This window comes from Azorhizobium oxalatiphilum, from assembly GCF_014635325.1.
Lineage (GTDB): Bacteria > Pseudomonadota > Alphaproteobacteria > Rhizobiales > Xanthobacteraceae > Azorhizobium > Azorhizobium oxalatiphilum.
Genome location: NZ_BMCT01000009.1, coordinates 1 through 24,783, shown reverse-complemented (window position 1 = coordinate 24,783; position 24,783 = coordinate 1). Strand labels below are relative to the sequence as shown.

The window sequence follows — 24,783 nt, the reverse complement described above, 5'->3', positions numbered from 1 at the left end:
CTGGGGGCTTCCCCCGGCACGACAGGCCCCCTCTCCCAAAAGCGGGAGAGGGTTCTGCCGCCCACCTGTGCGGACTGTTCCGCATTCGTTGAGCAGACGAGCACTCATCCCGCTCGCTTGATCCTCAGGAGGACGTGACCGATGCTCGCCTTCACGCTCCGCCGCACCGCCATCGCCCTCGTGCTCGTCTGGCTGGTGGCCACGTTGGTGTTCATGGTGATCCATCTCATCCCCGGCGATCCGGCCGAGCTTCTGCTCTCGCAGGGCGGTGTCGCGCCGGACCCGGCTGCGGTCGCGGAGCTGCGCGAGCGCCTCGGGCTCGATCTGCCCCTATATACCCAGTATCTGAACTACTGGGCCGGCCTGTTCCGTGGGGACTTCGGCGTCTCGCTCCAGGATGAGCATCCGGTGGCGTCCGAGATCGCCCTGCGCCTGCCGCGCACACTGGAGCTGATCGGCGCGGCGGCGGTGATTGCCCTGTCCGTGGGCCTGCCCTTCGGCACCATGGCAGCGTTGAAACCCGGTGGCCGGCTAGACCGTATCGCCAGCCTGATCGCCGGCATTTCCCTCTCCGTGCCGGTGTTCGTGGTGGGAACGCTGGCCATCCTCGTCTTCGCGCAGAAGCTCGGCTGGGTCTCGGCCGGCGGCTATGTGGCACTGGCACAAGACCCGGTGCGCCATTTCATTCTGCTGCTCATGCCTGCCTCGACCATCGCCGTCGGCCTCGGCGCGGTGGTGTTCCGCGTCACCCGCAGCGCGGTTCTCGAAGTGCTGGGGCGCGACCATGTGCGCGCCGCACAGGCGCGCGGCGTCAGACCTCGCCTCATCATTCTGCGTCACGTGCTGCGCAATGCCCTCTCGCCCGTCCTCACCGTAGTGGCGTTGCATCTGGGCTCTCTGCTCGGCGGCACGGTTCTAGTTGAATATGTATTCAACTGGCCCGGCCTCTCAGGCTATCTGGTGCGTTCGGTGGAGGCCCGTGATTATCCCGAGGTGCTGGGCATCGTGCTCTCCATCTCCGTGCTGTTCGTCTTCCTGAACCTGCTGGTAGACCTCGCCTACGCCGCCCTCGATCCCCGGGTGCGCCACGCATGAAGGCGCTGTTCTCTCCCCGCTTCAACCAGCTGGCGCTGCCCGGAGCCCTGCTGGCTCTGATCGTACTCACGGTATTGGCCGCCCCGCTGCTGCCGCTGGCGGACCCGGTCAAGCAGATGGTGAACCAGCGGCTCGCCGCCCCCTCTCCCGGCCACCTGCTGGGGCAGGACGAATACGGCCGCGACGTGCTCTCGCGCATCATCTGGGGCGGGCGCGTGTCGCTCACCGTCTCCTTCCTCGCCGCATTCTGCGCCGGTGTCATCGGAACGCTGCTGGGCCTTGTGGGCGGCTATTTCCGCGGCATCGTGGAGCTGATGAGCGTACGCCTTGCGGAAGTCATCCTATGCTTTCCGCCCATGCTGCTGGCACTCCTCGTGGTGACGCTGCTCGGCCCCGGCGCGGTGACGCTGGTGCTGGTGCTCACCATTCTCTTCACGCCTGCCTATGCCCGCGTCGCCTATGCCGAGACGCTCTCCGCCCGGACGCTGGACTATGTGACGGCGCAGACCGCGCTCGGCGCCACTTCCAGCCGCGTGCTGTTCCGCACCGTGCTGCCCAACATCGCCCCGCCCCTCCTCGTGCAGTTCTCGCTCACGGTGGCCGCGGCCATGATGCTCGAAAGCGGGCTCTCCTTCCTCGGCCTTGGCGTGGTGCCGCCCTCTCCTTCCTGGGGTCTCATGATCCGCGCCGCCCGCTCGGTGATGGAGCAGGCTCCGCTGCTGCTGCTCTGGCCCTGCCTTGCGCTCGCCGGCACGGTGCTGCTGCTCAACGTCTTCTGCGACCGGCTGCGCGACGTACTGGACCCGCGCGGAGCTGCCGTGGGTGTCATCCCCGCCTTTCTGCGCAAGTCCCGCGCCGCGGCCTTGCCGCAGGCGACCACCGAACCTGCGCCTGGCCTCGTGCGGATCGACAATCTGACGCTGAGCCTGAAGACGCCTGCCGGGCCGATCAAGGTGGTGCGCAACGTCTCCTTCGGCATCGCTCCCGGCGAGACGGTGGCGCTGGTGGGCGAAAGCGGTTCCGGCAAGACGCTCACCGCGCTCGCCGTCATGGGTCTTCTGCCGCCGGTCATCACGCCGGTCGACGGCTCCATCCGTTTCACCCGCCGCGACGGCACCGTGAGCGACCTGCTGCAACTGCCGGAAGCCGACATGCGCCGCCTGCGCGGCAATGATCTCTCCATCGTGTTCCAGGATCCCTCGTCCAGCCTCAACCCCGTCCATCGCTGCGGCAAGCAGGTGGCCGAGGCGATCCTCGCCCATGGGGGCGGATCGGCACGCAAAGCACGAGACCGCGTGGTGGAGCTGTTCCGCCGCGTCGGACTGCCCGACCCCGCCCGGAGAGCGAATGCCTTCCCGCATGAGCTCTCCGGCGGGCAGAAGCAGCGCGTGATGATCGCGGCAGCAGTGGCGAACACTCCCCGCCTCCTCATCGCCGACGAGCCCACCACCGCGCTCGATGTGACCGTGCAGGCGCAGATCCTCGATCTTCTCGCGGAGCTGAAAAGCGGAGCCGAGACCAGCGGCATGGGCCTCCTCTTCGTCACCCACAATCTGGCAGTGGTGCGCCAGATCGCCGACCGGGTGGTGGTGATGTATGCGGGTGAGATCGTGGAGGAAGGCCCGGTGGGAGAGGTCTTCGCCCATCCCCGCCATCCCTACACCGCCGCTTTGCTCGCCTCGGCCCCGGAAAGTGAGGCCGAAGAGCTGGCGGCCATTCCCGGCACCGTCCCCTCTCCCGCCGCTTTGCCGCCGGGCTGCCATTTCGCCCCGCGCTGTGCCCTCTCCACACAGGCCTGCGCGACCGCCCATCCCGACGCAGTTGAGGTCGGCCCCGGCCGCACCGCCCGCTGCATCCGCCCCATGGAGGTGGCATGAACGTGCACGTCTCCCCACCCCTCGCTTTTCCGGACCGTCGTCCACTTCTGCGGGCCGAAGGGCTGAAGCGCGGCTTCAAGGGACGCGGCGGCCTGCTCGGCCGCAGCCATGAGGTGCTCGCCCTGCGCGGCGTGGACTTCGCCCTCGCGCGCGGCGAGGCCGTAGGCGTGGTGGGTGAGAGCGGTTGCGGCAAGTCCACGCTCGCTCGCGTATTGCTCCACCTCACCCCCGCCACTGCCGGCCGCGTGACCTTCGACGGCAAGGATCTCGGTGCCCTGCCCAAGCGCGAATTACGCGCATTGCGGCGGCGCATGCAGCTGGTGTTCCAGGATCCCTTCGCCAGCCTCGATCCCCGCCGCCCCATCGGCGACCAGATCGCCGACGGCATATTGATCCACCGCCTCGCCACTCGGGAGGGCGCGAAGGAGAAGGTGGCGGCACTGCTGGCTCAGGTAGGGCTGGACCCGGCCCATGCCGGCCGCCTGCCGCACGAATTCTCCGGTGGCCAGCGCCAGCGCATCGCCATCGCCCGCGCGCTCTCCACTGATCCCGACGTGCTGGTGGCGGACGAGCCGGTCTCCGCGCTGGACGTCTCGGTGCAGGCGCAAGTGGTGAACCTGCTCAAGGATCTGCGCAGCCGCCTCGGGCTCGGCCTCATCTTCATCAGCCACGACCTGCATGTGGTGCGCCATCTCTGCGACCGGGTGGTGGTGATGTATCTGGGCCGCGTGGTGGAGGAAGCCCCCGCCGCCGAACTGTTCGCCACCCCCCATCACCCCTATACGCAGGCGCTGCTGGCAGCGACGCCCTCCATGCACGCCGTCGACGACCGTCGCGAGCCTCTGAAGGGGGAAATGCCGAGCCCGGCCAATCCGCCCTCCGGTTGCGCCTTCCGCACCCGCTGTCCGCGCGCGCTGCCGGCCTGCGCGGAAGAACTGCCCGAACTGCTGCATGCCGGCCCCGGCCGCCGGCTTGCCTGCCCGCCGGTGCTCGCCGAGATCCCCGAGGCGCCCCATGCCTGATCCGCACCGCCGCGTTGCGCTCGTCTCCGGCGCCTCACGTGGCATCGGTCGCGCCGTCGCCGAGCGGCTGCAGGCGAGCGGCTTCCGCATCTCCGCTGGCGTACGCGACCTCAAACACGCGAACCTGCCGGAGGGGATCCACACCAGCCTCTATGACGCGGGCGAAGCCGCCAGCGCGCAGCGCTGGATAGATGAGGCGCAGGCTGCTTATGGCCGCATCGACGTGCTGGTGAATGCCGCTGGCATCAACACCAAAGCCCGCCTTCTGGATGCGGACGAAACTCCGTTCGATGATCTTTGGAACATCAACAGCATGGGGCCGCTACGGGTGATCCGTGCAGCCTGGCCACATCTCGTAGCCTCGGGTAGCGGCAGGGTGATCAACATCTCCTCGCTCTCAGGCAAGCGCGTGCGCAACGAGAATGTGGGCTATGCCATGAGCAAGCATGCGCTCGTGGCGCTCACCCATGCGGTGCGCCAGCATGGCTGGGAGCATGGCATCCGCGCCACCGCGCTCTGCCCCGGCTTCGTCGATACGGACATGACCGCCACCGTCACCAAGGTGCCCCGCGCCGCCATGAGCCGGCCGGAAGACATCGCTTTGCTGGTGGAAGCCCTCGTGCAGTTGCCCAATACGGCGAGCGTGGCCGAGCTTCTGGTGAACTGCCAGAAGGAGGACATGCTGTGAGGCTGAAACGGCTGCGCGACCTCGACCGGCCGCAGATCAACCTGACCCTGGACAGCACCCCTGTGCAGGCGCTCACCGGCGACACCGTACTCACGGCCTTGTTGGCGGGCGGGGCTGGCGCGCTCTCCCCCAATATCTTCGCACAGGAACCGCGCGCCGGTTTCTGTCACATGGCCGCCTGTCAGGATTGCTGGGTGATGGTGGAGGGTTTGGGCCGCGTGCGTGCCTGCGCTACGCAGGCGGCGGACGGCATGGTGGTGAGGCGGCTATGAGGACCATCGTGGTCGGAGCCGGCCCGGCCGGCGTGCGGGCCGTGGAGCAATTGGTGACGGCAGGGCTGCGCCCGGTGTGGATCGACGAGGCCCCCGATGGCGGCGGCCGCATCTACCAGCGTCCGCCCCTTGGCCTCACCCGCGACCACAGACAACTCTACGGCATGGAAGCGGGCCGCGCCCGCGCCGTGCACGACACGCTGGACGCACTGAAATCACGCACCGACTGGCGGCCCAACACCCTCGTCTGGCATATCGACCCGCACAACCGCACGCTGGAGACGCTCTGCGCCGGGCAGCAGGCCACACTGACCTACGACAACGCCATCCTCTGCACGGGCGCCATGGACCGGGTGATCCCGCTGCCGGGCTGGACGCGGCCCGGCGTCACCACCCTGGGCGGCGCCCAGATCGCCCTGAAAGCCCAAGGCTGCGCCATCGGCCAACACGTGGCGCTGGTGGGCACCGGGCCGCTGCTGTGGCTGCTCGCCTATCAGTATCTGAAGAATGGCGCACGCCCCGTCGCCGTCATCGACACCACATCCTTTGCCCACAAAGCCCGCCATGCGGCAGCCCTGCTGCCCGGCGGAACGGTGTTCTGGAAGGGGCTCTGGTATATGGCCGCCGTGCGCGCCGCAGGCACTCCGGTCTTCGAAGGTGCCCGGCCCGTCGCCATCACAGGCAGTGGCGACGAGGTGAAGGCGATCACCTTCAAGACCGCCTCCGGCGCTACACGCCAGATCACCTGCGATGCGGTAGCGCTGGGCTGGGGGCTGAAGCCCGAGGCGCAGCTCGCCGATCTGGCAGGCGTGCCTTTCCACTTTGATGAGCCACAACACAATTGGGTTCCGGAGAAGGATGCCACCGGGCGCACCAAGGTTCCCGCTATCTATCTGGCGGGGGATGGCGCCGGTATCGCCGGAGCTGATGCTGCGGAGATGGCCGGCGCCCGCGCAGCGCTCGCCCTGTTGGAAGATGCCGGCCGCACCGTGCCCGGCCCTCTGACCGCGACGCTGGACGGCGCGCTGGCCCGTCTCTCCGGCTTCCGCGCCACGCTCGAACGTGCCTTCCCCTTCCCGGCAGACCTTGCCCGCGCGATGCCGGACGACACGCTGGTGTGCCGCTGCGAGGCGATCTCGGCCGGAGACCTGCGCGCGGTGGGTGGCAGGCCGGCCACCGGTGCCGCACCGGAACTGAACCGGGCCAAGGCCTTCACCCGCCTCGGCATGGGCCGCTGCCAGGGCCGTGTATGCGGGCCGGCGGGGGCGGAAATACTGGCAACCGCGCTCGGCCGTGACGTGGCTGCCATCGGCCGCCTGCGCGGCCAGCCGCCGGTGAAGCCTGTGCCGCTGGCCTCCGCCACCGTGCAAGAGGCGGCAGAATGAGTCTCACCGAGACGCAAGTCCTCATCATCGGCGCCGGCGGAGCCGGCACGTCTGCCGCGCTGCATCTTGCCCAGCGAAACATTCCTTGCGTGCTACTGGAACGCGGGCTGGTGGGCGGGCAGGCTTCGGGCGTCAATTATGGCGGGGTGCGCCAGCAGGGCCGCCATCCGGCCGAACTTCCCATCGCGCGCCGCGCCATGACCCTCTGGCAGCGCCTCACCGAGATCGTCGGCACGGATGCGGAGTTCACCGTCTCCGGCCATCTTAAGCTCGCCCGCACGCTGGAAGAGGAGGCGGAACTCGTCGCCTATCTGGACGTCGCCCGTGAGCACGACTTGCCGCTGCGCCTCGTGGGCCGCAACGCGTTGCATGAGGACTATCCCTGGCTCGGCCCGAAAGTGATCGCAGGCTCACTGGCGCCCGAGGACGGGGCCGCCAATCCCCGCCTGCTGGTGCCGGCACTGGCCCGCGCTGCACGTGATGCCGGGGCCGACATCCGCGAGAACACCAGGGCGCGCGCGTTGCGCTTCGATGGCGAAATGTTCGAGGTGGAGACCGAGTATGGGCTCTATCGCGCCCGCTGGCTCCTCAACACCGCCGGCTTCTGGGGCGGCGCGGTAGCGGAGGCATTCGGAGAAAGCGTGCCCGTGAGCCCGCTCAATCCCAATATGATGGTGACGGAGCCGATGCGCTATTTCATCCAGCCCAATCTCGGGGTGGTGGGGGGCAATGTCTATCTGCGACAGATCCCGCGCGGCAACATCATCATCGGTGGCGGCTACGGGGTCAGCGATCCCGCCGTGCCCTGGTCCCGTCCACGCGCTGACGAGACCCGCGCCGCCATGGCTCTGGCCGCAGAACTCGTGCCGGAGATCGCCGGCGCCTGCGTCATCCGCTCCTGGTCAGGCATAGACGGTCAGATGCCGGACCATATCCCGGTCATTGGGCCGAGCCGCACCACGCCCTGCCTGCTTCACGCCTTCGGCTTCTCGGGCCACGGCTTCCAGTTGGGACCCGCCATCGGCGCCATCCTGAGCGAGTTGGTGGCGGATGGGCACACCGACGTGCCGCTGGAGGCATTCGATATTGCGCGCTGGACCGGACCGGCGGAACGTCCCGATCACCCGTAGACCCGCGGCACCGCATCCGGAGCACCCGCTCCAACGGTTTCGGTGTGGGTCCGACGGAAAGCGGTGGGTGTCATCGCGTAACGCGCCTTGAAGGCGCGGCCGAAATGGGAGCCATCGGCAAACCCCAATTCCACCGCGATCTGCGCCGCCGGAAGCACGGTATGCGCCAGCATCCAGCGCCCGTGTCGCAGGCGTAGCGCCAGATAGCTTTCCTGTGGCGTCTCCCCAAGGCGGGCGGTGAACAGGCGCTCCAACTGCCGCGTCGAGAGGCCGAGCCGGGCGGCGATCCGCGCCACCGCCAGTGGCTCGGCCAGATGCTGCTCCATCATCAGCAGCGCCCGCGAGACACGGTCGTCGTCCGGGCCGATGCCTTCCGTTATGGGGGGCGCGGGCTGCGCGCTCTCCGCCGCCCGGGGCCGGTCGATCAGCAGGATGTTAAGCGCCTTCTGCGCGGCCGACGCACCAAGATGGCGCGACACCAGATGCGCCGCCAGATCCGCGACCCCGGCTCCGCCCGAGCAGGTGATGCGGTCGCCATCCTCCACGAACAGCCGGTCGGCGACCGGAACGAGGGCGGGAAATTCGTCGAGAAAATCGCGATAGTGATACCAGCTCACGCAGCATTTGCGCTGGCCCATGAGCCCCAGCCGGCTGAGCACGAAGGAGCCGGTGCACACACCCGCCAGCGTCACTCCCGCCAACGCCGCGCGCTCCAGATAGGGTGCCATCGCACGCGGCAGAGGGGGCATGCCATGCAGCAGGCCGCCCACCACCACCACATAGTCGAAGTTCGCCGGGTCCATGAGATCCGCATTCGGCTGGATCTCCACGCCGCAGGATGACCGCACCGGCCGGCAACCGGGCGACATGACCTGCCACGAGCACGCGATTGGCCGGGACCGATCACCCTCGTCCGCCGCCAGCCGCAATACGTCCACAAAGCTGGAAAAAGCGGTCAGGGTGAAATTGTGCATGAGCAGGAAACCCACGCGCAGCCGCGCCCCACCCTGCGACCGTCGCGAGGATCCCCGCACGGTCTGCGGGCCACCCATTTTCATGCCGCCCCCTCCCCCCTGGGGACCAGGCCTTGCCGAAGGCCGCCATGGGACACGGCAGCCGGCACACGGGACCGGATGTGGGAATGGGGGAAGAGACGGACCATGCGCATGCCGGCACCATGCTATGCTGCCCTTTGCCACACGCAAAGCGGGCAAGCTGTCCCATCGTCACGCGTGCGGCTCTTCACATCCCGTCAGCCAAAAGGGGACAGCAGCGGCAATACCCTCCCCATCCCGGCTTGAAACGGTCTAGAAGAGCGATGGGGGGATCGTCGACGCAAAAGCCCGACGGTCACGCGAAGGCCCTGCCGGGGGCCGAGAGACAAGTAATGATCAGCGTTTTCGACCTGTTCAAGATCGGGGTCGGCCCTTCATCCTCGCACACCGTCGGCCCTATGGTGGCCGGCAAGAGGTTCCGCGATGCCCTCCCCGAGGGCACACGGCATGTCACCGCTGAATTGTTCGGCTCCCTGGCCTGGACCGGAAAGGGGCACGCCACGGACCGCGCCGTCTGTCTTGGCCTGCTGGGTGCCGCGCCGGCCTCGCTCGATCCCGACGACGTATCGGTGATGATCGCCCGGCTTGCCATCGAGAAGGCCATCGACACGCCGGACGGTGGACGTGCCGCGTTCGATCCCGAACGCGATCTGATCTTCGACTTCAAGACCATGATGCCGTTCCACACCAATGCCCTGCGTCTGCGTGCCTTCGCGGCGGACGGAGGCCTGCTGGTGGAACGCCTGTTCTATTCCATCGGCGGCGGCTTCGTGGTGGAGGAAGGCGAGACGGCGGACGCGACCGTCGACAGCGTGCCCTACGTCTACAATTGCGCCGCCGACCTGCTGGCGTTGTGCCACCGAACGGACCTCACCATCGCCGAAGTCCAGATGGCCAATGAATGCGCGCTGCGGCCGCGCGCGGACGTGGAAGCCGGGCTCGACGCCATAGTCACAGCCATGTTCGGCTGCATCGACCGCGGCCTGTCCACGGGCGGCAGCCTGCCGGGCCGGCTTCGCGTGCGGCGGCGGGCCAAGGACATCCGGGAGCAGCTGGAGGCCGACCGCGCCCGAAACCAGCGCCCACCGCATGAGATCATGGACTGGGTGTCAGTGTACGCCATTGCGGTGAATGAGGAGAACGCAGCCGGCGGCCGTGTTGTGACCGCCCCCACCAACGGAGCGGCAGGCATCGTGCCGGCCGTGCTGCGCTATGCCCGCGATTTCTGTCAGGGCATCGGCCCGGCGGATCTGCGCACCTTCCTGCTCACCGCCGCCGCAGTGGGCGCGCTTATCAAGCGCAACGCCTCCATCTCCGGTGCAGAGGTGGGCTGCCAGGGCGAGGTGGGGTCTGCAGCCTCCATGGCGGCGGCCGGGCTCGCCAGTGTGCTCGGCGCCAGTCCCGAGCAGGTTGAGAATGCCGCAGAGATCGCCATGGAGCATCATCTGGGCATGACCTGCGATCCCATCGGCGGGCTGGTGCAGATCCCCTGCATCGAACGCAACGCCTTCGGCGCCAACAAGGCCATCGCCGCCGCGTCCCTCGCTTTGCGGGGTGATGGCGTGCATGCGGTTTCGCTGGATCAGGTCATCGAGACCATGCGGCAGACCGGCCTCGACATGCAGTCCAAATACAAGGAAACCTCCCAGGGCGGATTGGCGGTGAACGTGCCCGAGTGCTGAGGCACACTCACCATCGAAAAAGCGGCATGGCCGATTCGCCTCAGGTGAGGCCCGACCGCTCGGATGTCCGCACCGGAGAAGTCCATGCACGCCCCCGCCGCGTCTCCTCTGCCTCCGCCCCTTGCGAGCGCCCTCTCGGCCATTGCGGAAGCGTTCGGCACAGAGGAGCACTGGCCGAGCCGCCTCCGGCTGAAGGGAGTGGGCGATCTGCCATCCGTGTTTCCAGTGAGCGACCTTGCCTGCGCCAGCATCGGCGCGGCAGGGCTGGCGCTGGCGGACTATGCGGCCCATGACGGGCCGGCGCCGGACGTCACCATCGACCGGCGGCTGGCGGGACTGTGGTTCAGTTCATCCTTCCGGAGCGAAGGCTGGACGCCTCCACCGGCATGGGATGCCATAGCCGGCGATTATCGCTGCGCCGACGGATGGATCCGCCTGCACACCAATGCGCCTCACCATCGCGCTGCTGCCCTGAAAGTGCTGGAAACGGCAGAGGATCGGACAGCCGTCGCCGAGGCGGTGGCGCGCTGGCCCGGCACCGCCCTCGAAAGCGCCATCGTGAATGCAGGTGGCTGCGCGGCGCACATGCGGAGCGCGGAAGAGTGGGCGAGCCACCCGCAGGGTCGCGCGGTGGCGGAGGAACCGCTGATCCACCATATGGATGGCGCTCTCGGCACCGGGGCGCTGCCAACGCCGGATGGAATCCTCCCCCTCAAGGGTTTGCGGGTTCTGGACCTCACCCGCGTCCTCGCCGGCCCCACAGCCACGCGCTTCCTTGCCGGTTATGGCGCCGATGTGCTGCGGATCGACCCGCCCTTCTGGGACGAACCGTCTTTGCTGCCAGACATGACACCTGGCAAACGGCGGGCGCGGCTCGACCTGACCCTATCCAAAGATCGTGCACGGCTCATCGGCCTTATGGAGAAGGCCGATGTCATGGTTCATGGCTATCGCTCGGACGCGCTGGATCGGTTGGGGCTGAGCGCATCCGAGCGACAAAACATCCGCCCCGGTTTGGTGGATGTGGCGCTGGACGCCTATGGCTGGACGGGTCCGTGGGTTCAGCGGCGTGGTTTCGATAGCTTGGTTCAGATGAGCACCGGCATCGCCGAGGCCGGCATGCGCGCGGCGGGAGCCGATCGGCCGGTGCCGTTGCCCGTCCAGGCTCTCGATCACGCCACCGGATATGTGCTGGCCACGGCCGCCCTGCGCGGTCTCGCCCTGAGGCGGTGCCATGGTCTCGGGTCCATCTGGCGGACCTCCCTCGCCCGCGTGGCCACCCTGCTCCTGAGCCTTCCGAAGAGTTCGACATCGCTCGAGGTCGAGCCCATCAAATTTGAGGATTTCGGCTCCGATATCGAGTCGACGACCTGGGGTCCGCTACGCCGATTGAGGTCGCCGCTCCAAGCGCCAGGGTATTCCATGACCTTCGAACGCGCTGCGGGACCGCTCGGTGACGCTCAAGCCGAATGGTAAAACATCAAATGTCGGATTTATTCCACGCCAAGGTCGCATGATGACGAGATGACAGCGGCATCATGATGCACTTGTGCGTCGCACAGTGCACTTTGTGCATTGCACGCATGCCCGCGCTTCAGGCGCCAGCATGCGACCCCGCAGCTGGACATTGAGGCCCATGCGCCGCACACCGCCAAAAGCTCCCCGCAAGGGAGGCCTTAACGCCTGTCTGGATGTGTTGCGCCAAACCAGGCCAGTACAGCCGCGTTACTGCTTGGTGGAAGCAGCAACCGGCAGCAGCGCCCAGCAGTTGGGCACCGCCTATTATCACGCCAAGAATGACACCCCCGTCAATATGGCGGCTGTGGATAACGGATCGCCTTTTCGCGCCGTTCACGGCTGTCGCAGCACGCAGAATGGTCGGGCGAGCCACAGCCGCCCCTTCCCGGCCCTGCGTCTTCCCCCGCGCCCTCCCACGCTCTCAGGCTTTTGTGCCCCCGTGCGTGGCACTGCCGCCGCCCTCCCGGGTGATGCACGGCCGGTGAACGGCACAGCCGAAAGCCTAGTCTATGTCTGAAGCCCTGCTTCTTGTTCGGCCGACCCCTGCGGAAGCCAACCTAACGCAACTCATACCGCTTGGCCCCGCCACGCGGTTCGCCCTGCATGTTTTCGGGGTCGAGGCCGTACCGACCGCCTCAGCCGGCGGCTTCGACCTTTCCGGCCCCGTGGGAAGCTGCCGCAAGATGGGCGCCCGCGTCTCCCTGCACCTCTCTCTTCACGAGTGGCGCCTGATTGCCCCGCCATCCGAAACCCGGCACATGGTGGCGGAAATCCAGTCCGACCTTGGCGGCGTGGTCACTTCGCTGGTGGAGATCAGCCGACGCAACGTCTCCTTCCAGATATCCGGCCCGAACGCCCGTGCCATCCTGAACGACCTTATCCTCCTCGACCTGTCGGATAACGCCTTCCCCGCCGGCGCGGCGACCCTCGCCCTGCTTGGCTCGGCAGACGTGGTGCTGGTCCGGCCGGGGCCGGAAGCGCTATATTACGTGGAGTGCGCGCGGAAGCTTGGCCCGTATGTTCAGGACATGCTCACCGAGGCCACACACGCCTTCCTCTGAGCGGCACCTTCTGCGCCGCGTCTCGCCCACACGGTCTGCCATGCCCTTGTCGCCCGATGATGTCCTGCGCTTTCTTGATGCCCACGGCATCGCGGCACGGACTCATACTCACCCGCCGCTGCGCACCGTCGCCGAATCCCAGGCCCTTCGCGGCAACATTCCCGGCGCACATACCAAGAACCTCTTCCTGCGCGACGACAAGAAGACCTACTTCCTTGTCAGCATCCTCGTGCCGCCGGGCGATGACCGGCCGGCGGACCTGAAGGCCCTGCGCCACCGGATCGGGGCCCGGGGCCGCCTGTCCTTCGGCACGCCGGAAGCCCTCTACGAGCACCTCGGCGTACGGCCGGGATCGGTCTCCCTTCTCGCGCTTATGAACGATCCGGAGCACCGCGTCAGCGTGGTTATCGACGACGCACTGATGGCCTCCGACATCATCAACTGCCATCCCCTGACCAATGACAAGACCACCGGTCTGTCGGCCGCGGGGCTCACAGCCTTCCTCGCCGCAACGGGCCACCAGCCGCTGACCGTTGACCTGCAGCCCGAGACGATGGAATGACATCTCCGGCACCCGATTTTTCTCGGCGCCAAAAGAATTGATTGCGTAGAATGTTTTTGAGACCGCACGACTCATGCGGTCATTGGCTCCGAATTGGAGGTATCCTCGCTTGACGTGGCGGCTGCGAATAGGTCCTCTCAACCCTACGGTGAAGAATGATTCTGCAATGTCGGGAGCGCTTTTTTCACTGAGTCACCCGCCATATGCAGATCACAAACTGACGAATACCTGTCCATGGGCATGACGGCTTTTTCGCCTCAGGCCTCGCCGTTTCCAGGGGGCGCCCGTGTGAAAGCAGCGAGCCCACTTCTGATCGTCGACGACGAGCCAGAATATCTGGATGAAGTTCTGGAGGCTCTGGCCTTCGAGGGCTTCACAGCCTTTTCCGCAGCCAATGGGTTGGCGGCAGTCGAGATGCTGCGCCACCATCCTGATATTCACGTCGTGGTGACGGATATTCGGATGCCGGAGATGGATGGTATCGCGCTGATCCAGGCCGCTCGATCCGAATTCGACGGACGCGACCTCCAGTTCATTGTTGTGACCGGCCACGGCAGCAAGATCGACGTGGATCGTGCAAAGGCGGCCGGCGCGCGGGAATGCCTGTCCAAGCCCCTGGCCGTGGAAGCCCTGCAACGCGCCATCAGATCCCTGCCGGTATGATCATGCGCCTGTCCACGGCCCTGGACAGTACGAAATGGTTCCCGGGAGGCCCACTCCTCGACCGGGTCCTCAAGATCATTGCGATCATCCTGCTGGTGGAAGCCATTCCGCTGGGCACTGCATGGGTGCTGACGCAGCTGAACACGCGGGCGGAGTATCGCGAGGCGGAAATCAACGCCCAGAAGACCGCCTACATTCTTCTGCACAATTTCGACCAGACCATCGAGCCGGTCGAATCCCTCATGCTCAATCTGGCGAACCAGCTGAACCCCAGCAGTTCCCCGACGGAAATCTACGATTTCCTCCGAACCCTGAGCATCCCCGCCCCCATCGTCCAGCTTTCCGTGGTGGACAAGGAAGGCTTCATCGTCGCCACCAGCATCGCCGCGCCGGGTGGGTCGCCCATCAACGTGGCGGACCGCGAACACTTCCGCGTCCATTTCGGAGCAAACCCTTTCAAGGGCCTCTACATCTCCAAGCCGGTGCTCGGACGCATCACCAAGCGCTGGACCATCCAGTTTTCCCGCCCCTGGTACGACCACAGCGGCGAGCTGCGCGGCATCATCGTGGCGTCTTACAACGTCTACGACTTCATCAGCTTCTATAACCGCCTGCGCATCGATCCGAATTCCCTCATCTCTCTCATCGGGACGGACGGCGTGGTCCGCGCGCGTGCCGCTGCGACCGTGAGCTTCGGAGAGAATATCGGCGAAGAACCCAACTTCCGCCGCCTGCTTGAAAACCAGGAAGCGCCCTATCAGCAGGTCAGTGCCATCGATGGCATAGATCGCATCGGCTACTACGTTCGTTCTGAGCGATATCCGGTCATCATGCTGGTGGCCTATGACAAGGTCTATATCCGCTCGCAGGGTGAGGATTTCCGCCTTGCCATCTGGATCACCGCCGGTGGGCTCGGGCTGGTGCTGCTGGCGCTGGCTTATGTGGCCCTGAGCTATCATCGGCTGCAGCAGAAAGTGCGCGCCAGCGTGCTGCGCGAGAGCGCGCGTCAGCGCGAGGTGCACTTTCTGGAAGCCATGGCCGGCGTTCCAGGCGTCTGCGTGGTGCATGTGACGGCGGATGGAAGTCGGCAGATCGGCGACACGTCCGGCAGCGTGTTGCCGGAATTGATCCACGAATATGTGGCCAGCCCGCGTTTCCTGGCCGCCACCCGCAATCTCACCGGGCCTCAGGTGAGCGTGGAATATTTCGCCAAGGACGGTGAAGAGTTCGAGGTCCAGCTGATGATCGCCCCGCTGGAGGAGATCGACGGCGGCGCCCAGGGCGCGCCTCAGAAGCCGAGCGATCTGGTGGTCTTCGCCGTGGACCAGACCTCCAAGCGGATCGAGGAAAACAACCTCTACCAGATGTCCAAGCTGGCCTCGCTGGGCGAGGTGGCCACCGGCCTCGCGCACGAGATCAACCAGCCGCTCGGCGTCATCCGGCTCGCCGCTACCAATGCGCTCACCGGCCTGCACAAGAACATGCCGGACGAGCATATGGAGGCCAAGCTCAACCGCATCATCCAGCAGACCGTGCGCATGAGCCGGATCATCGACCATATGCGCATCTTCGGCCGCAAGAGCGGCTTCCGTCTCGAACCCTCCGACCCGATGGAGGCCATCGACGGCGCGCTGCAGGTGGTCGGTGCCCAGTTGCGGCTGGAGAACGTCTCCATCTCCGTCTCCGGCGCCAGCGATGATTTGCGCGTGCTGTGCCGGCAGGACCAGCTGGAGCAGGTCATCATCAACCTGCTTCAGAACGCCCGTGACGCCATCCGCGACCGTCGGCGCTCCGTGGGCATGGACTATCTGGGCGCCATTGCCATCGAAATCACCTTGGAGCACGGTGATACAAACGCTCCCATGGTGTCCATCTCGGTGAAGGACAATGCCGGCGGCATCCCGGACCATGTGCTCGACAAGGTGTTCCAGCCCTTCTTCACCACCAAGCCGCCGGGTCAGGGCACCGGCCTTGGCCTGTCCGTGAGTTTCGGCATCATCCGCGACCATGCCGGCACGCTGAGCGTGGAAAATGCCTTCGAGGGGGCAGTCTTTACCGTGCGTCTGCCTGCCCTGCACGAGCCACAGCACGCCCCCCTTCGTCAGGAACAGCCCACCGGCGTCTGAGGCGGAAGCGATGCCGGATCGGCGGGCCGGCCGCTCCGGATCAAATCGCCGAACTCCGCTTTGGGGTAGAAGGGAATGAATGATCCTCCCGCGGAGGCGGCCATGAGCGACGACCATGTGGTTGAGGACCAGAGCACGGTCTTCGCCTTCCTGGCCGATCCGGCCACCCATGGCGGCGAGGCGCCTGTAACCCGTATCGATACCCACGGCGCAGCGGTCTTCCTGGCGGGTGATCACGCCTTCAAGGTGAAGAGGGCTGTAGACTTTCCCTTCATGGATTTCTCCACGCTGGAGAAACGCCGGGCCGCTTGCGAAGGCGAGATCGCCATCAACCGCCCCAACGCGCCGGATCTCTATCTGGACGCGCTCCCCGTCACCGAGTCGGATGGCCACCTCGCCATCGGCGGCAACGGTCGCGTGATTGAATGGCTGGTCCATATGCGCCGCTTCGACGAGGCGCAGACCCTCGATCGGCTGGCGGAAGCCGGCCCATTCGACCTCGCCACGCTTTCCGACCTCGCCAGTGCCGTGGCGCAAGCACATCGGCGCGCACCCGCGATGCCGGACGGCTTCGATGCCTTTGCGGCGCTGGCGGAGATCGCGGCCGACAATATTGCCAGCTTCTCCGCTGCACCGGATCTCTTCCCGCCGGCCGAAGTCGAAGCCCTCACAGCCGCCACGCTGACAGCTCTCTCCACCTATCGCCCCCTGCTGCAAAGGAGGGAGGAAAGCGGCTTCGTGCGGCACTGCCACGGCGACCTGCATCTGCGCAATATCGCCCTCATCGAGGGCCGGCCGGTGCTGTTCGACGCCATTGAGTTCAACCCCCAGCTTGCCACCTGCGACCTGCTCTACGACCTCGCCTTTCTGTTGATGGACCTGTGGCAGCGCGAACGGCACGCAGACGCCAATCTGGTGCTCAACCGCTATCTCTGGGCCATGGACGATGAAGCGCATTACGAGGGGCTTGCGGCTCTGCCGCTGTTTATCTCACTGCGCGCCGGCATACGCGCCAAGGTCGGCGTCCCCACCCTCGCCCATCTGACCGGGGAAAGCCGCGCCGATGCCGAAGGCAAGGTGCGTGCTTATTTCGATGCCGCCCGTGCCTTTCTTACACCCGTTCCGCCAGTGCTTGTCGCGGTGGGCGGGCTATCCGGAACCGGCAAGAGCCGCCTGGGCGCACGACTGGCCCCAACCCTCGGCAGGGCGCCCGGCGCGGTCGTTCTGCGCAGCGATGTGGAGCGAAAGCTCATCAATGGCGTGGGTGAGATGGAGAGACTGCCACCCTCGGCCTACGGGCCCGGCAGTGCGGATGCCGTCTATGCCCGCCTGCGTCACAGGGCGCGCATCGCCCTTGATGCAGGCGCGGCAGTGGTGGTGGACGCGGTGCATGCGCGAGCGCAGGAACGCAAGGCGATCGAAGACATCGCCGAAACGAGACCGTTCCTCGGCCTCTGGCTCACCGCTGCGATTGAAACCCTGAAAGCTCGCGTGGCCGCCCGCAGCAACGATGCATCCGATGCCACGCCGGACGTCATCACGGAACAGATGACCTATGACCTCGGCCCCATGACGTGGCAGGAAATCGACGTCTCGCGCGACTCCGAGGCGGCGGAGGCCGTCGTCACCTCTTGGCAGAAGACCATACGGAAAGAGTGAAAGTTCTGCCGAGCACCCGCTCAGCAGGGCTTACGCGGCTGCTCCGCTGATCCGGGATTGGCGTTCGTCACCGTCTCCGGCTGCCTGGTGGGAGAGCCTGGCGTTTCGGCATGCGGCGAGGTTCCGGCGAACGTGCCGCCGTTGCCATTGGTCCAGCCGGTATTGCCCGTATTACCGGGCGCGGTGCCGGAATTGGAGCCGGTCTGCTGCGGCGTTGCGGCATGGTTGCCCGGCGCATCGTCCTTGGACGTGTCGCAGGCCGCAGACGTGCCCTGCTCCGCCGCTTGGCTGACGGTGACACCCATGGGGATGGCGGCCACCAGCCACAGGCCGATGAGCGCCAGAGGCGCGGTCGCCGTCAGGGTCGGCTTGGTCGCAAAAATGCGCATGACGCAGTCCTCCGTTTGCCGAAGAACGCCTCTTGCCGCCCATACGTTCCGAAAGGTCAGATCACCCGCACTTCGGCCGGCCCCTCCACCACCGCGCCAATGCGGCAGGCAGCGGGATAACCGGCGGCGTTAATCTCGGCCACCAGCCGGTCAGCCTCGTCCGCCGCGCAGGAGACCAGCAGGCCGCCGGAGGTCTGCGGATCGGTGAGCAGATTCAGGCGCCAGTCCGGAAAATCCGCCGGCAGCCTCACGCCCGCGCCATAGCTGGCCCAGTTCCGGCCCGAGGCGCCAGTGACGAAGCCCTGCCGCACCAGAGCCTCCGCATGCGCCAGCAAAGGCAGGCGCTCGGCCTCGATCTCCACCGACAGGCCAGAGCCACGCGCCACTTCCAGCCCATGGCCAAGCACGCCGAAGCCCGTGACATCGGTCATGGCATGCACGGCGGCGTCCTTCGCCAGCGTGGCGCCAACCTTGTTGAGAAGGGTGGTGGTGGCGATCATCTCCTCGTAACCGTCGGCGGAAAGCGCCTCCTTCTTGAAGGCGGCGGAATAGACGCCAACCCCCACGCCCTTGGTGAGGATCAGCGCGTCACCTGCCTTCGCATCCGCATTGCGGCGGATGTCCGCCTTGCGCACCGTGCCGATGACCGCGAGGCCATAGATGGGTTCGCCGCTGTCGATGGAATGGCCGCCAGCCACCGGAATGCCCGCCGACGCACATACGGCCGTGCCACCCTGGAGGATGTCGCGGACGATGGCGGTGTCCACCTTGCCGAGCGGCATACCAAGGATGGCCAGCGCCATGATGGGCGTGCCACCCATGGCATAGACGTCGGAAATGGCATTGGTAGCGGCGATGCGGCCGAAATGGTCGGGATTGTCCACCACCGGCATGAAGAAGTCCGTGGTGGCAACGATGCAGGTGTCGCCGTCCAGATCCCACACCGCCGCGTCATCGCCGGTTTCGGTACCCACAAGAAGCTGCGAGAAGGGCTGCGCGGCGGGCGCGCCGGCCAGCAGTTCCTGCAACACCGAGGGTGCGAGCTTGCAACCGCAGCCGCCGCCATGGGCAAGACTGGTGAGGCGGAAAGGCTGGTCGGATGAGGATGCGGACATGACAGATCTCAAGGGGCTGAAAAGGCAGATATGAAAACGCCGGGGCAGACGAGCCACCCCGGCGCGAACGCAGATCAGGCCGAAATTTCGGCCGAGCGCAGGGTGTATTTGAAGGTGTCCGGATCGAGGCAGTCGAGGCGACCGGCCACGGTCTCCGCTTCCGGATACATGAAGAAGCCCACCTTCGGGCCGCTGGAGCCCGGCAGCGCCACGTCATGGGCGGTGTTATAGGCCATCCAGTTGCCTTCCCAGGAGCCGAACAGCGCGGCCCGCGCGGCGAGCACCTTGGCGTCATTCACCTCCAGCTTGGCCGGGGGCTCCTCCAGAACCACCTTGCGCACGTCCGCCGGGTCCGCCGGCACCCAGCCGAAACCGGACAGGAAGACTTCGGCACGGCAGTGCTGGGCCTTGGTGATGATGTCGGAATTGGCGCCGAGGCTCTTGTAGCCGAACTTGGACGGGGCCACGCGCGCACCGTAGATGTCACGCGCCGGAATGCCTGCCGCACGGACCAGGCCGACATAGAGCGCGTTGAGGTCCGCACACTTGCCACCCAGCGCGCCGCTTTCCAGCATGGCGGCCACATCGCCGGTACCGCAGCCACGGGTGGCGGCATTGCGGAAGGTATTGTCCACCACCCACTCATAGATGGCCCGCGCCTTGGCCAGATCGCCTTCCTTGCCGGCGGTGATCTTGTCTGACGTGGCCTTCACGATGCCGGTGGTGGGGATGAGGTCGGTGGCGGCCAGATACTGCGCGCGCTCAGCATCCGACAGCGGCGCGACGGTGCCGGGCTTGGTCAGGTCAACGGCGCGGTCGCGGGTGGAGAAGCGGCTGGTGACTTCCACCACCGGCGGCTGCTCGCCGGCCTTCCAGCGCAGATGCAGGATTTCGGCGCCCTGCGCATCCTTCACCGTCTCAACGGAAGCGGCGTTGGTGGTCCAGGTGCTGCCGAGCGGCTTGAACCAGTCCTGCGCGGCGAAGGCGGGCAGCGGCACCCAGGCCTGGCTCGCGCCGGCCTCAGCCTTCACTTCCAGGCGCGTCACCACCTGGAAGGTGCGCCAGTCGCCGGGCTTGGGCGCGAAGACCGCAGCAGCGGAGGGGCTCGCGGCGCTCTGCGCGCGCGCAAGGCCCGGCAGCGTGAGCGCGGCGGAAGCGGCGGCGCCCGCATAGAGGAAGTGGCGGCGGGAAATCATTGGGATAGGTCTCCAGATATGGTCTTCTTGCCCGCCACGGAAGCGGCGGGACGTTCGGGGAAAGGTTCAGACAGCAACCCGCCGAGGCGCACGCGCACGGCAGGAGCATCCCACGCCACCTCGCCCACAGCCTTCAGGCGGGGACGCAGGGCGCGATCGAGGACGATGGTGGAAGGCAGGCCCGAGACCTGCCAGGAACGGGTGAAGGCCCGGTCGCGATCGAGCGCCACCGGGAAGGGCACGGGATGCTCGGCAAAGAAGCGGCGCACGCGCACATCCACCTCGGCCACATCCACTGCCACCACAGCGATGTCGGCAGGATGATCGGCAGCGAGCCGCGTCAGAGCTGGTAGTTCCTCCCGACAAGGCTCGCACCAGGTGGCGAAGAAATGCACCAGCACCACCCGCCCCTTCAGCGTGGCTGGATCGAGCGGCGCGGCATCGAGGACCGGCAGGGGCGCAAGCGGCGGCAGATCGGCGGCGCGGGCCGCCATCGCCTTGGATGCCCCGCTTTCGGGAAACGCCTTTTCAGAAGGCACGCCGTGCGAACTGAATGCCGGATCATCGGCGAATGGCGTGAGCATGGCAGTGGCGGCAGGCGTATCCGAATCCGCAGCTTCGGCTGATGCGCACAGGATCAAACTGCACGCCAGCAGCACCGAGGCGGACAGTAACGCGAAACCATGGAGGGAGAAGCCCACCAACCCACGTGAAAGGCGCACGGACAAGCGCCTGCGGGAAGCGCTACCAGCCTCACCACAGCTTTTCCGCATATGTCTGCCCCGAGCCTCGGGAGCGGTGCTCAAGATCACGGCCGGAACCTACGCCCGCCTCGCATTTGGCGTCAACAACACGAGGGCGTGATATCCTCAAGTTGCGTCGCAACAAACAGCTGCACGCAATGCAGAAATACGCACGCGCATTTACTGGCATTCCTCTACGGAAGACACGCGATTGGCTTATCCGCCAACCACGGTTGCAGAACGATGCAAAAGTGCATCTGATGTCGCGCTCCAGTTTGACATAGTTCCAGTTCCAAAATAATTTGGCACCAAGCCGGAATGCAGGCTGTCGCTGGCTGCGACAACCCGTTCCGGTCCCCCACACGGGGGTAACGTGTCGGAGTACAACTCGATGAATATGGAGCTCTCGCGGCGCCAGTTCCTAGGAACGGCGGGTGCGGGTCTCGCGGGAACGACGCTTGGAGCCCTCGGCTTCGGCGGAGTTGAGGAGGCGTACGCAGCTGCGATTCGTCCCTTCAAACTCTTCAATACCACAGAGACTCGCAACACCTGTACGTACTGTTCGGTGGCGTGCGGCATTCTCATCTTCTCCAAGGGCGACCTGAAGAAGGGCGAGAAGGCGGACATCACCCATATCGAGGGTGACGTTGATCATCCGACCAATCGCGGCACGCTGTGCCCGAAGGGTGCCGCGCTCCTCGATATCGTGAAGTCCGAGCAGCGTCTGAAGCAGCCGATGTACCGGCGCGCCGGCTCGAGCAAGTTCGAACCGATCTCCTGGGACGCTGCGCTCGACAAGATCGCGCGCGCCTTGAAGGACGATCGCGACAAGAACTTCATCGCCAAGAACGCCGACGGCGTGACTGTGAACCGCTGGAACACCGCCGGTTTCCTCGCCGCATCTGCAACGACCAATGAGACTGCCTGGGCCACCTACAAGGTCGTCCGCAGCCTCGGTATGGTGGTTTTCGACAATCAGGCGCGAGTCTGACACGGCCCCACGGTGTCCAGTTTGGGCCCAACTTTTGGCCGTGGCGCGATGACCAATTCGTGGACCGACATTCGGAACACGGATCTCGTCGTGATTATGGGCGGCAATGCCGCCGAAGCGCATCCTTGTGGTTTCAAGTGGGTCGTGGAGGCGAAAGCCAACCGCGGCGCGAAGCTTATCGTGGTCGATCCGCGCTATACGCGCTCGGCTGCGGTCTCTGACTATTACGCTCCGATCCGTCAGGGTTCGGACATCGCCTTCCTGTTGGGCGTCATCAACTACTGCATCAAGAACGACAAGGTGCAGTGGGACTATGTGAAGGCCTTCACCAACGCGAGCTACGTTGTGAAGGAGGGCTTTGCCTATAATGACGGCCTGTTCACGGGTTATGACGAGGAAAAGCGGGATTATAACCGCTCGACCTGGGAGTATGAGATCGGCCCCGACGGCTATGCCGTGGTGGACGACACGCTCCAGCACCCCCGCTGCGTCTGGAACCTGCTGAAGGCGCACGTCGCCCAGTACACCCCGGAACTGGTGGAACGCATCTCCGGCACGCCCAAGGACAAGTTCCTGAAGGTGGCCGAGATGATCGGCGAGTGCTCGACGCCCACCAAGACCATGACGTCCATGTACGCGCTTGGCTGGACCCAGCATTCCAAGGGATCCCAGAACATCCGCTCCATGGCGATGCTCCAGCTCATCCTGGGCAATATCGGTGTGCGTGGCGGCGGCATGAACGCCCTGCGTGGTCACTCCAACATCCAGGGCCTCACCGATATCGGGCTCATGTCCAACATGATCCCCGGCTATCTGACGCTGGCCACGGACAAGGAGCCGGACTTCAACACCTATATGTCGACCCGCGGCTTCAAGCCGTTGCGGCCGAACCAGATGAGCTTCTGGCAGAACTACAAGAAGTTCATGGTGAGCTTCCTGAAGGCGATGTGGGGACCGGCCGCTACGGCCGAGAACAGCTTCGCTTTCGACTGGCTGCCGAAGATGGATGTCCCGGCCTACGACATCCTGCGCGCGTTCGAGCTCATGAAGCAGGGGAAGATGAACCTCTACTTCTGCCAGGGCTTCAACCCGATGCAGGCGTTCCCGAACCGGAACAAGCTGTCGGCGGCCCTGTCCAAGCTCAAGCTGTTGGTCGTCATGGACCCGCTGGAAACGGAGACTGCCCGTTTCTGGGAGAACCATGGCGTCTATAACGACGTGAAGTCGGCCGACATCCAGACCGAAGTGCTTCAGCTGCCCACCACCTGCTTCGCGGAGGATGAGGGCTCGCTGGTGAACTCCGGCCGCTGGCTGCAGTGGCATTGGCCCGGCGGTTCGCCCCCGGAGCAGGCCCGCACCGACGCCTGGATCATGTCGCAGATTCATCTGCGCATTAAGGAAATGTACCGGAAGGAAGGCGGGGCCCTGCCGGACCCCATCCTCAACCTGTCCTGGAACTACAAGAACCCGGACGAGCCGACCGCCGAGGAGCTCACCAAGGAGCTCAACGGCTACGTCGTCTCCGACGTGCTCGATCCCAACGATCCCACCAAGAAGCTGCTGACCGCCGGCAAGCAGATGGCGAACTTCGCCACCCTGCGCGACGACGGCTCCACGGCTTCGGGCTGCTGGATCTATGCCGGCTCCTTCACCGAGGACGGCAACATGATGGCCCGCCGGGACAATTCCGATCCCGACGACACCGGCGCGTATCTGAAGTGGTCGTTCGCCTGGCCGGCGAACCGCCGCATCATCTACAATCGCGCCTCCGCCGACATCAACGGCAAGCCGTGGGATGAAACCCGCAAGCTGCTGTGGTGGGACGGGGCCAAGTGGACCGGATACGACGTGCCCGACATCGCCCCCACGGCGAAGCCGCAGGACGTCGGCCCCTTCATCATGAACCCGGAAGGCGTCTCGCGCCTGTTCGCCCGGGGCATGATGCGCGAGGGACCGTTCCCGGTGCATTACGAGCCGTTCGAGAGCCCGATGGTCAATCTGATCGCCCCCAAGGTCCGGGGCAATCCGGTGGCCCGCGTGTTCAAGGACGACTTCGCCCAGTTCGCGGAACCTGCGTCCAAGGAATTCCCCTATGCGGCGACCTCCTATCGCCTCACGGAGCATTTCCACTACTGGACCAAGAACAACCACGTGAACTCCGTGCTCCAGCCGGAATCCTTCGTCGAGATCTCGGAAGAACTCGCCAAGGAGAAGTCCATCACCAATGGCGGCTGGGTAAAGGTGTCGTCCAAGCGTGGCTTCATCTACACCAAGGCCTACGTGACCAAGCGCATCCGCCCCATCATCTGCGACGGCAAGGCTGTGCACGTGGTCGGCATCCCCATCCACTGGGGCTTCGTCGGCGCGGCCCGCAAGGGTTTCCCCGCCAACGTCCTCACCCCCTATGTGGGTGACGCCAACATCGAGACGCCCGAGTTCAAGGCGTTCCTTGTCAATATCGAGCCCTCGACCGGGCCGGTCGCGTAAGGAGGGGTCACGTCATGTTGAAACCAGCACCGAACCCTCCGGTCACGACCGCCCCGGCGAAGTTCGG

General features: G+C 65.9%; 20 protein-coding genes. 15 read left to right on the top strand and 5 right to left on the bottom strand.

Annotated elements, in window-relative coordinates; genetic code table 11:
• Nucleotides 1–141 precede the first annotated feature (141 nt).
• Genes IEW24_RS23620 through IEW24_RS23590 form a run of 7 tightly spaced genes read left to right on the top strand, consistent with a single transcriptional unit; the run spans nt 142 to nt 7,469 of the window.
• Nucleotides 142–1,095 carry an ABC transporter permease gene (locus IEW24_RS23620; protein WP_188583360.1) on the top strand — a complete coding sequence of 318 codons (954 nt, stop codon included), beginning with the start codon at nt 142–144 and terminating at the stop codon, nt 1,093–1,095.
• A complete protein-coding gene (locus tag IEW24_RS28870) occupies nt 1,092–2,972 on the top strand; it encodes a dipeptide/oligopeptide/nickel ABC transporter permease/ATP-binding protein (RefSeq protein WP_188583358.1) in 1,881 nt (626 codons plus the stop codon). Before IEW24_RS23620 ends, IEW24_RS28870 begins: the two co-directional genes overlap by 4 nt.
• On the top strand, nt 2,969–3,994 hold the full coding sequence (locus tag IEW24_RS23610; RefSeq protein WP_188583356.1) for an ABC transporter ATP-binding protein: 1,026 nt from the start codon (nt 2,969–2,971) through the stop codon (nt 3,992–3,994). The genes IEW24_RS28870 and IEW24_RS23610 overlap by 4 nt, the downstream gene beginning before the upstream one ends.
• Nucleotides 3,987–4,682 carry an SDR family NAD(P)-dependent oxidoreductase gene (locus IEW24_RS23605; RefSeq protein ID WP_188583354.1) on the top strand — a complete coding sequence of 232 codons (696 nt, stop codon included), beginning with the start codon at nt 3,987–3,989 and terminating at the stop codon, nt 4,680–4,682. The genes IEW24_RS23610 and IEW24_RS23605 overlap by 8 nt, the downstream gene beginning before the upstream one ends.
• Nucleotides 4,679–4,954: a 2Fe-2S iron-sulfur cluster-binding protein gene (locus tag IEW24_RS23600; RefSeq protein ID WP_188583352.1), complete on the top strand. Its 276-nt coding sequence runs from the start codon at nt 4,679–4,681 to the stop codon at nt 4,952–4,954. The genes IEW24_RS23605 and IEW24_RS23600 overlap by 4 nt, the downstream gene beginning before the upstream one ends.
• On the top strand, nt 4,951–6,339 hold the full coding sequence (locus IEW24_RS23595) for an FAD/NAD(P)-dependent oxidoreductase (RefSeq protein WP_188583350.1): 1,389 nt from the start codon (nt 4,951–4,953) through the stop codon (nt 6,337–6,339). The genes IEW24_RS23600 and IEW24_RS23595 overlap by 4 nt, the downstream gene beginning before the upstream one ends.
• A complete protein-coding gene (locus IEW24_RS23590) occupies nt 6,336–7,469 on the top strand; it encodes an NAD(P)/FAD-dependent oxidoreductase (protein WP_188583349.1) in 1,134 nt (377 codons plus the stop codon). The genes IEW24_RS23595 and IEW24_RS23590 overlap by 4 nt, the downstream gene beginning before the upstream one ends.
• Here IEW24_RS23590 and IEW24_RS23585 read toward each other — a convergent pair.
• Nucleotides 7,460–8,527 carry a GlxA family transcriptional regulator gene (locus IEW24_RS23585; protein WP_188583347.1) on the bottom strand — a complete coding sequence of 356 codons (1,068 nt, stop codon included), beginning with the start codon at nt 8,525–8,527 and terminating at the stop codon, nt 7,460–7,462. The genes IEW24_RS23590 and IEW24_RS23585 overlap by 10 nt on opposite strands.
• Nucleotides 8,528–8,856: 329 nt before the next feature.
• On the opposite strand from IEW24_RS23585, the gene IEW24_RS23580 reads away from it, so the two are divergent.
• From IEW24_RS23580 to IEW24_RS23550, 7 genes are all read left to right on the top strand, one after another.
• Nucleotides 8,857–10,206: an L-serine ammonia-lyase gene (locus tag IEW24_RS23580; RefSeq protein ID WP_188583344.1), complete on the top strand. Its 1,350-nt coding sequence runs from the start codon at nt 8,857–8,859 to the stop codon at nt 10,204–10,206.
• Nucleotides 10,207–10,290: 84 nt separating this feature from the next.
• Nucleotides 10,291–11,682 (top strand): CoA transferase, encoded by a 1,392-nt coding sequence (locus tag IEW24_RS23575; protein WP_188583342.1) that lies wholly within the window; start codon nt 10,291–10,293, stop codon nt 11,680–11,682.
• Nucleotides 11,683–12,233: 551 nt separating this feature from the next.
• A complete protein-coding gene (locus IEW24_RS23570; RefSeq protein WP_188583341.1) occupies nt 12,234–12,785 on the top strand; it encodes an aminomethyltransferase family protein in 552 nt (183 codons plus the stop codon).
• Between the two features lie 40 nt (nt 12,786–12,825).
• Nucleotides 12,826–13,347, top strand: a complete 522-nt coding sequence (locus IEW24_RS23565; RefSeq protein ID WP_188583339.1) for a prolyl-tRNA synthetase associated domain-containing protein — start codon at nt 12,826–12,828, stop codon at nt 13,345–13,347.
• A gap of 234 nt (nt 13,348–13,581) precedes the next feature.
• On the top strand, nt 13,582–14,010 hold the full coding sequence (locus IEW24_RS23560; protein ID WP_188583337.1) for a response regulator: 429 nt from the start codon (nt 13,582–13,584) through the stop codon (nt 14,008–14,010).
• Between the two features lie 2 nt (nt 14,011–14,012).
• Nucleotides 14,013–16,136, top strand: coding sequence for an ATP-binding protein (locus IEW24_RS23555; protein WP_188583335.1), 2,124 nt, complete (start codon nt 14,013–14,015; stop codon nt 16,134–16,136).
• Nucleotides 16,137–16,238: 102 nt separating this feature from the next.
• Nucleotides 16,239–17,795, top strand: coding sequence for a bifunctional aminoglycoside phosphotransferase/ATP-binding protein (locus tag IEW24_RS23550; RefSeq protein WP_188583333.1), 1,557 nt, complete (start codon nt 16,239–16,241; stop codon nt 17,793–17,795).
• Nucleotides 17,796–17,815: 20 nt separating this feature from the next.
• Here the strand turns inward: IEW24_RS23550 and IEW24_RS23545 are convergent, their stop codons facing one another.
• The 4 genes from IEW24_RS23545 to IEW24_RS23530 all read right to left on the bottom strand — a co-directional run bounded on the left by IEW24_RS23545 (nt 17,816) and on the right by IEW24_RS23530 (nt 21,307).
• A complete protein-coding gene (locus tag IEW24_RS23545; protein WP_188583331.1) occupies nt 17,816–18,184 on the bottom strand; it encodes a hypothetical protein in 369 nt (122 codons plus the stop codon).
• A 56-nt stretch (nt 18,185–18,240) separates the two neighbouring features.
• On the bottom strand, nt 18,241–19,299 hold the full coding sequence (gene selD, locus IEW24_RS23540) for a selenide, water dikinase SelD (RefSeq protein WP_188583329.1): 1,059 nt from the start codon (nt 19,297–19,299) through the stop codon (nt 18,241–18,243).
• Between the two features lie 74 nt (nt 19,300–19,373).
• Entirely contained in the window at nt 19,374–20,495 is a 1,122-nt protein-coding gene (locus tag IEW24_RS23535; protein WP_188583327.1) for a transglutaminase-like domain-containing protein, read from the bottom strand.
• The gene (locus tag IEW24_RS23530) at nt 20,492–21,307 is read right to left on the bottom strand and encodes a TlpA disulfide reductase family protein (protein WP_244644635.1); all 816 of its coding nucleotides are present in this window, start codon (nt 21,305–21,307) and stop codon (nt 20,492–20,494) included. Before IEW24_RS23530 ends, IEW24_RS23535 begins: the two co-directional genes overlap by 4 nt.
• Nucleotides 21,308–21,629: 322 nt before the next feature.
• Here IEW24_RS23530 and fdnG point away from each other — a divergent pair, with 322 nt between their 5' ends.
• Nucleotides 21,630–24,716, top strand: a complete 3,087-nt coding sequence (gene fdnG, locus IEW24_RS23525) for a formate dehydrogenase-N subunit alpha (RefSeq protein ID WP_188583325.1) — start codon at nt 21,630–21,632, stop codon at nt 24,714–24,716.
• The last annotated feature ends 67 nt before the right edge of the window (nt 24,717–24,783 follow it).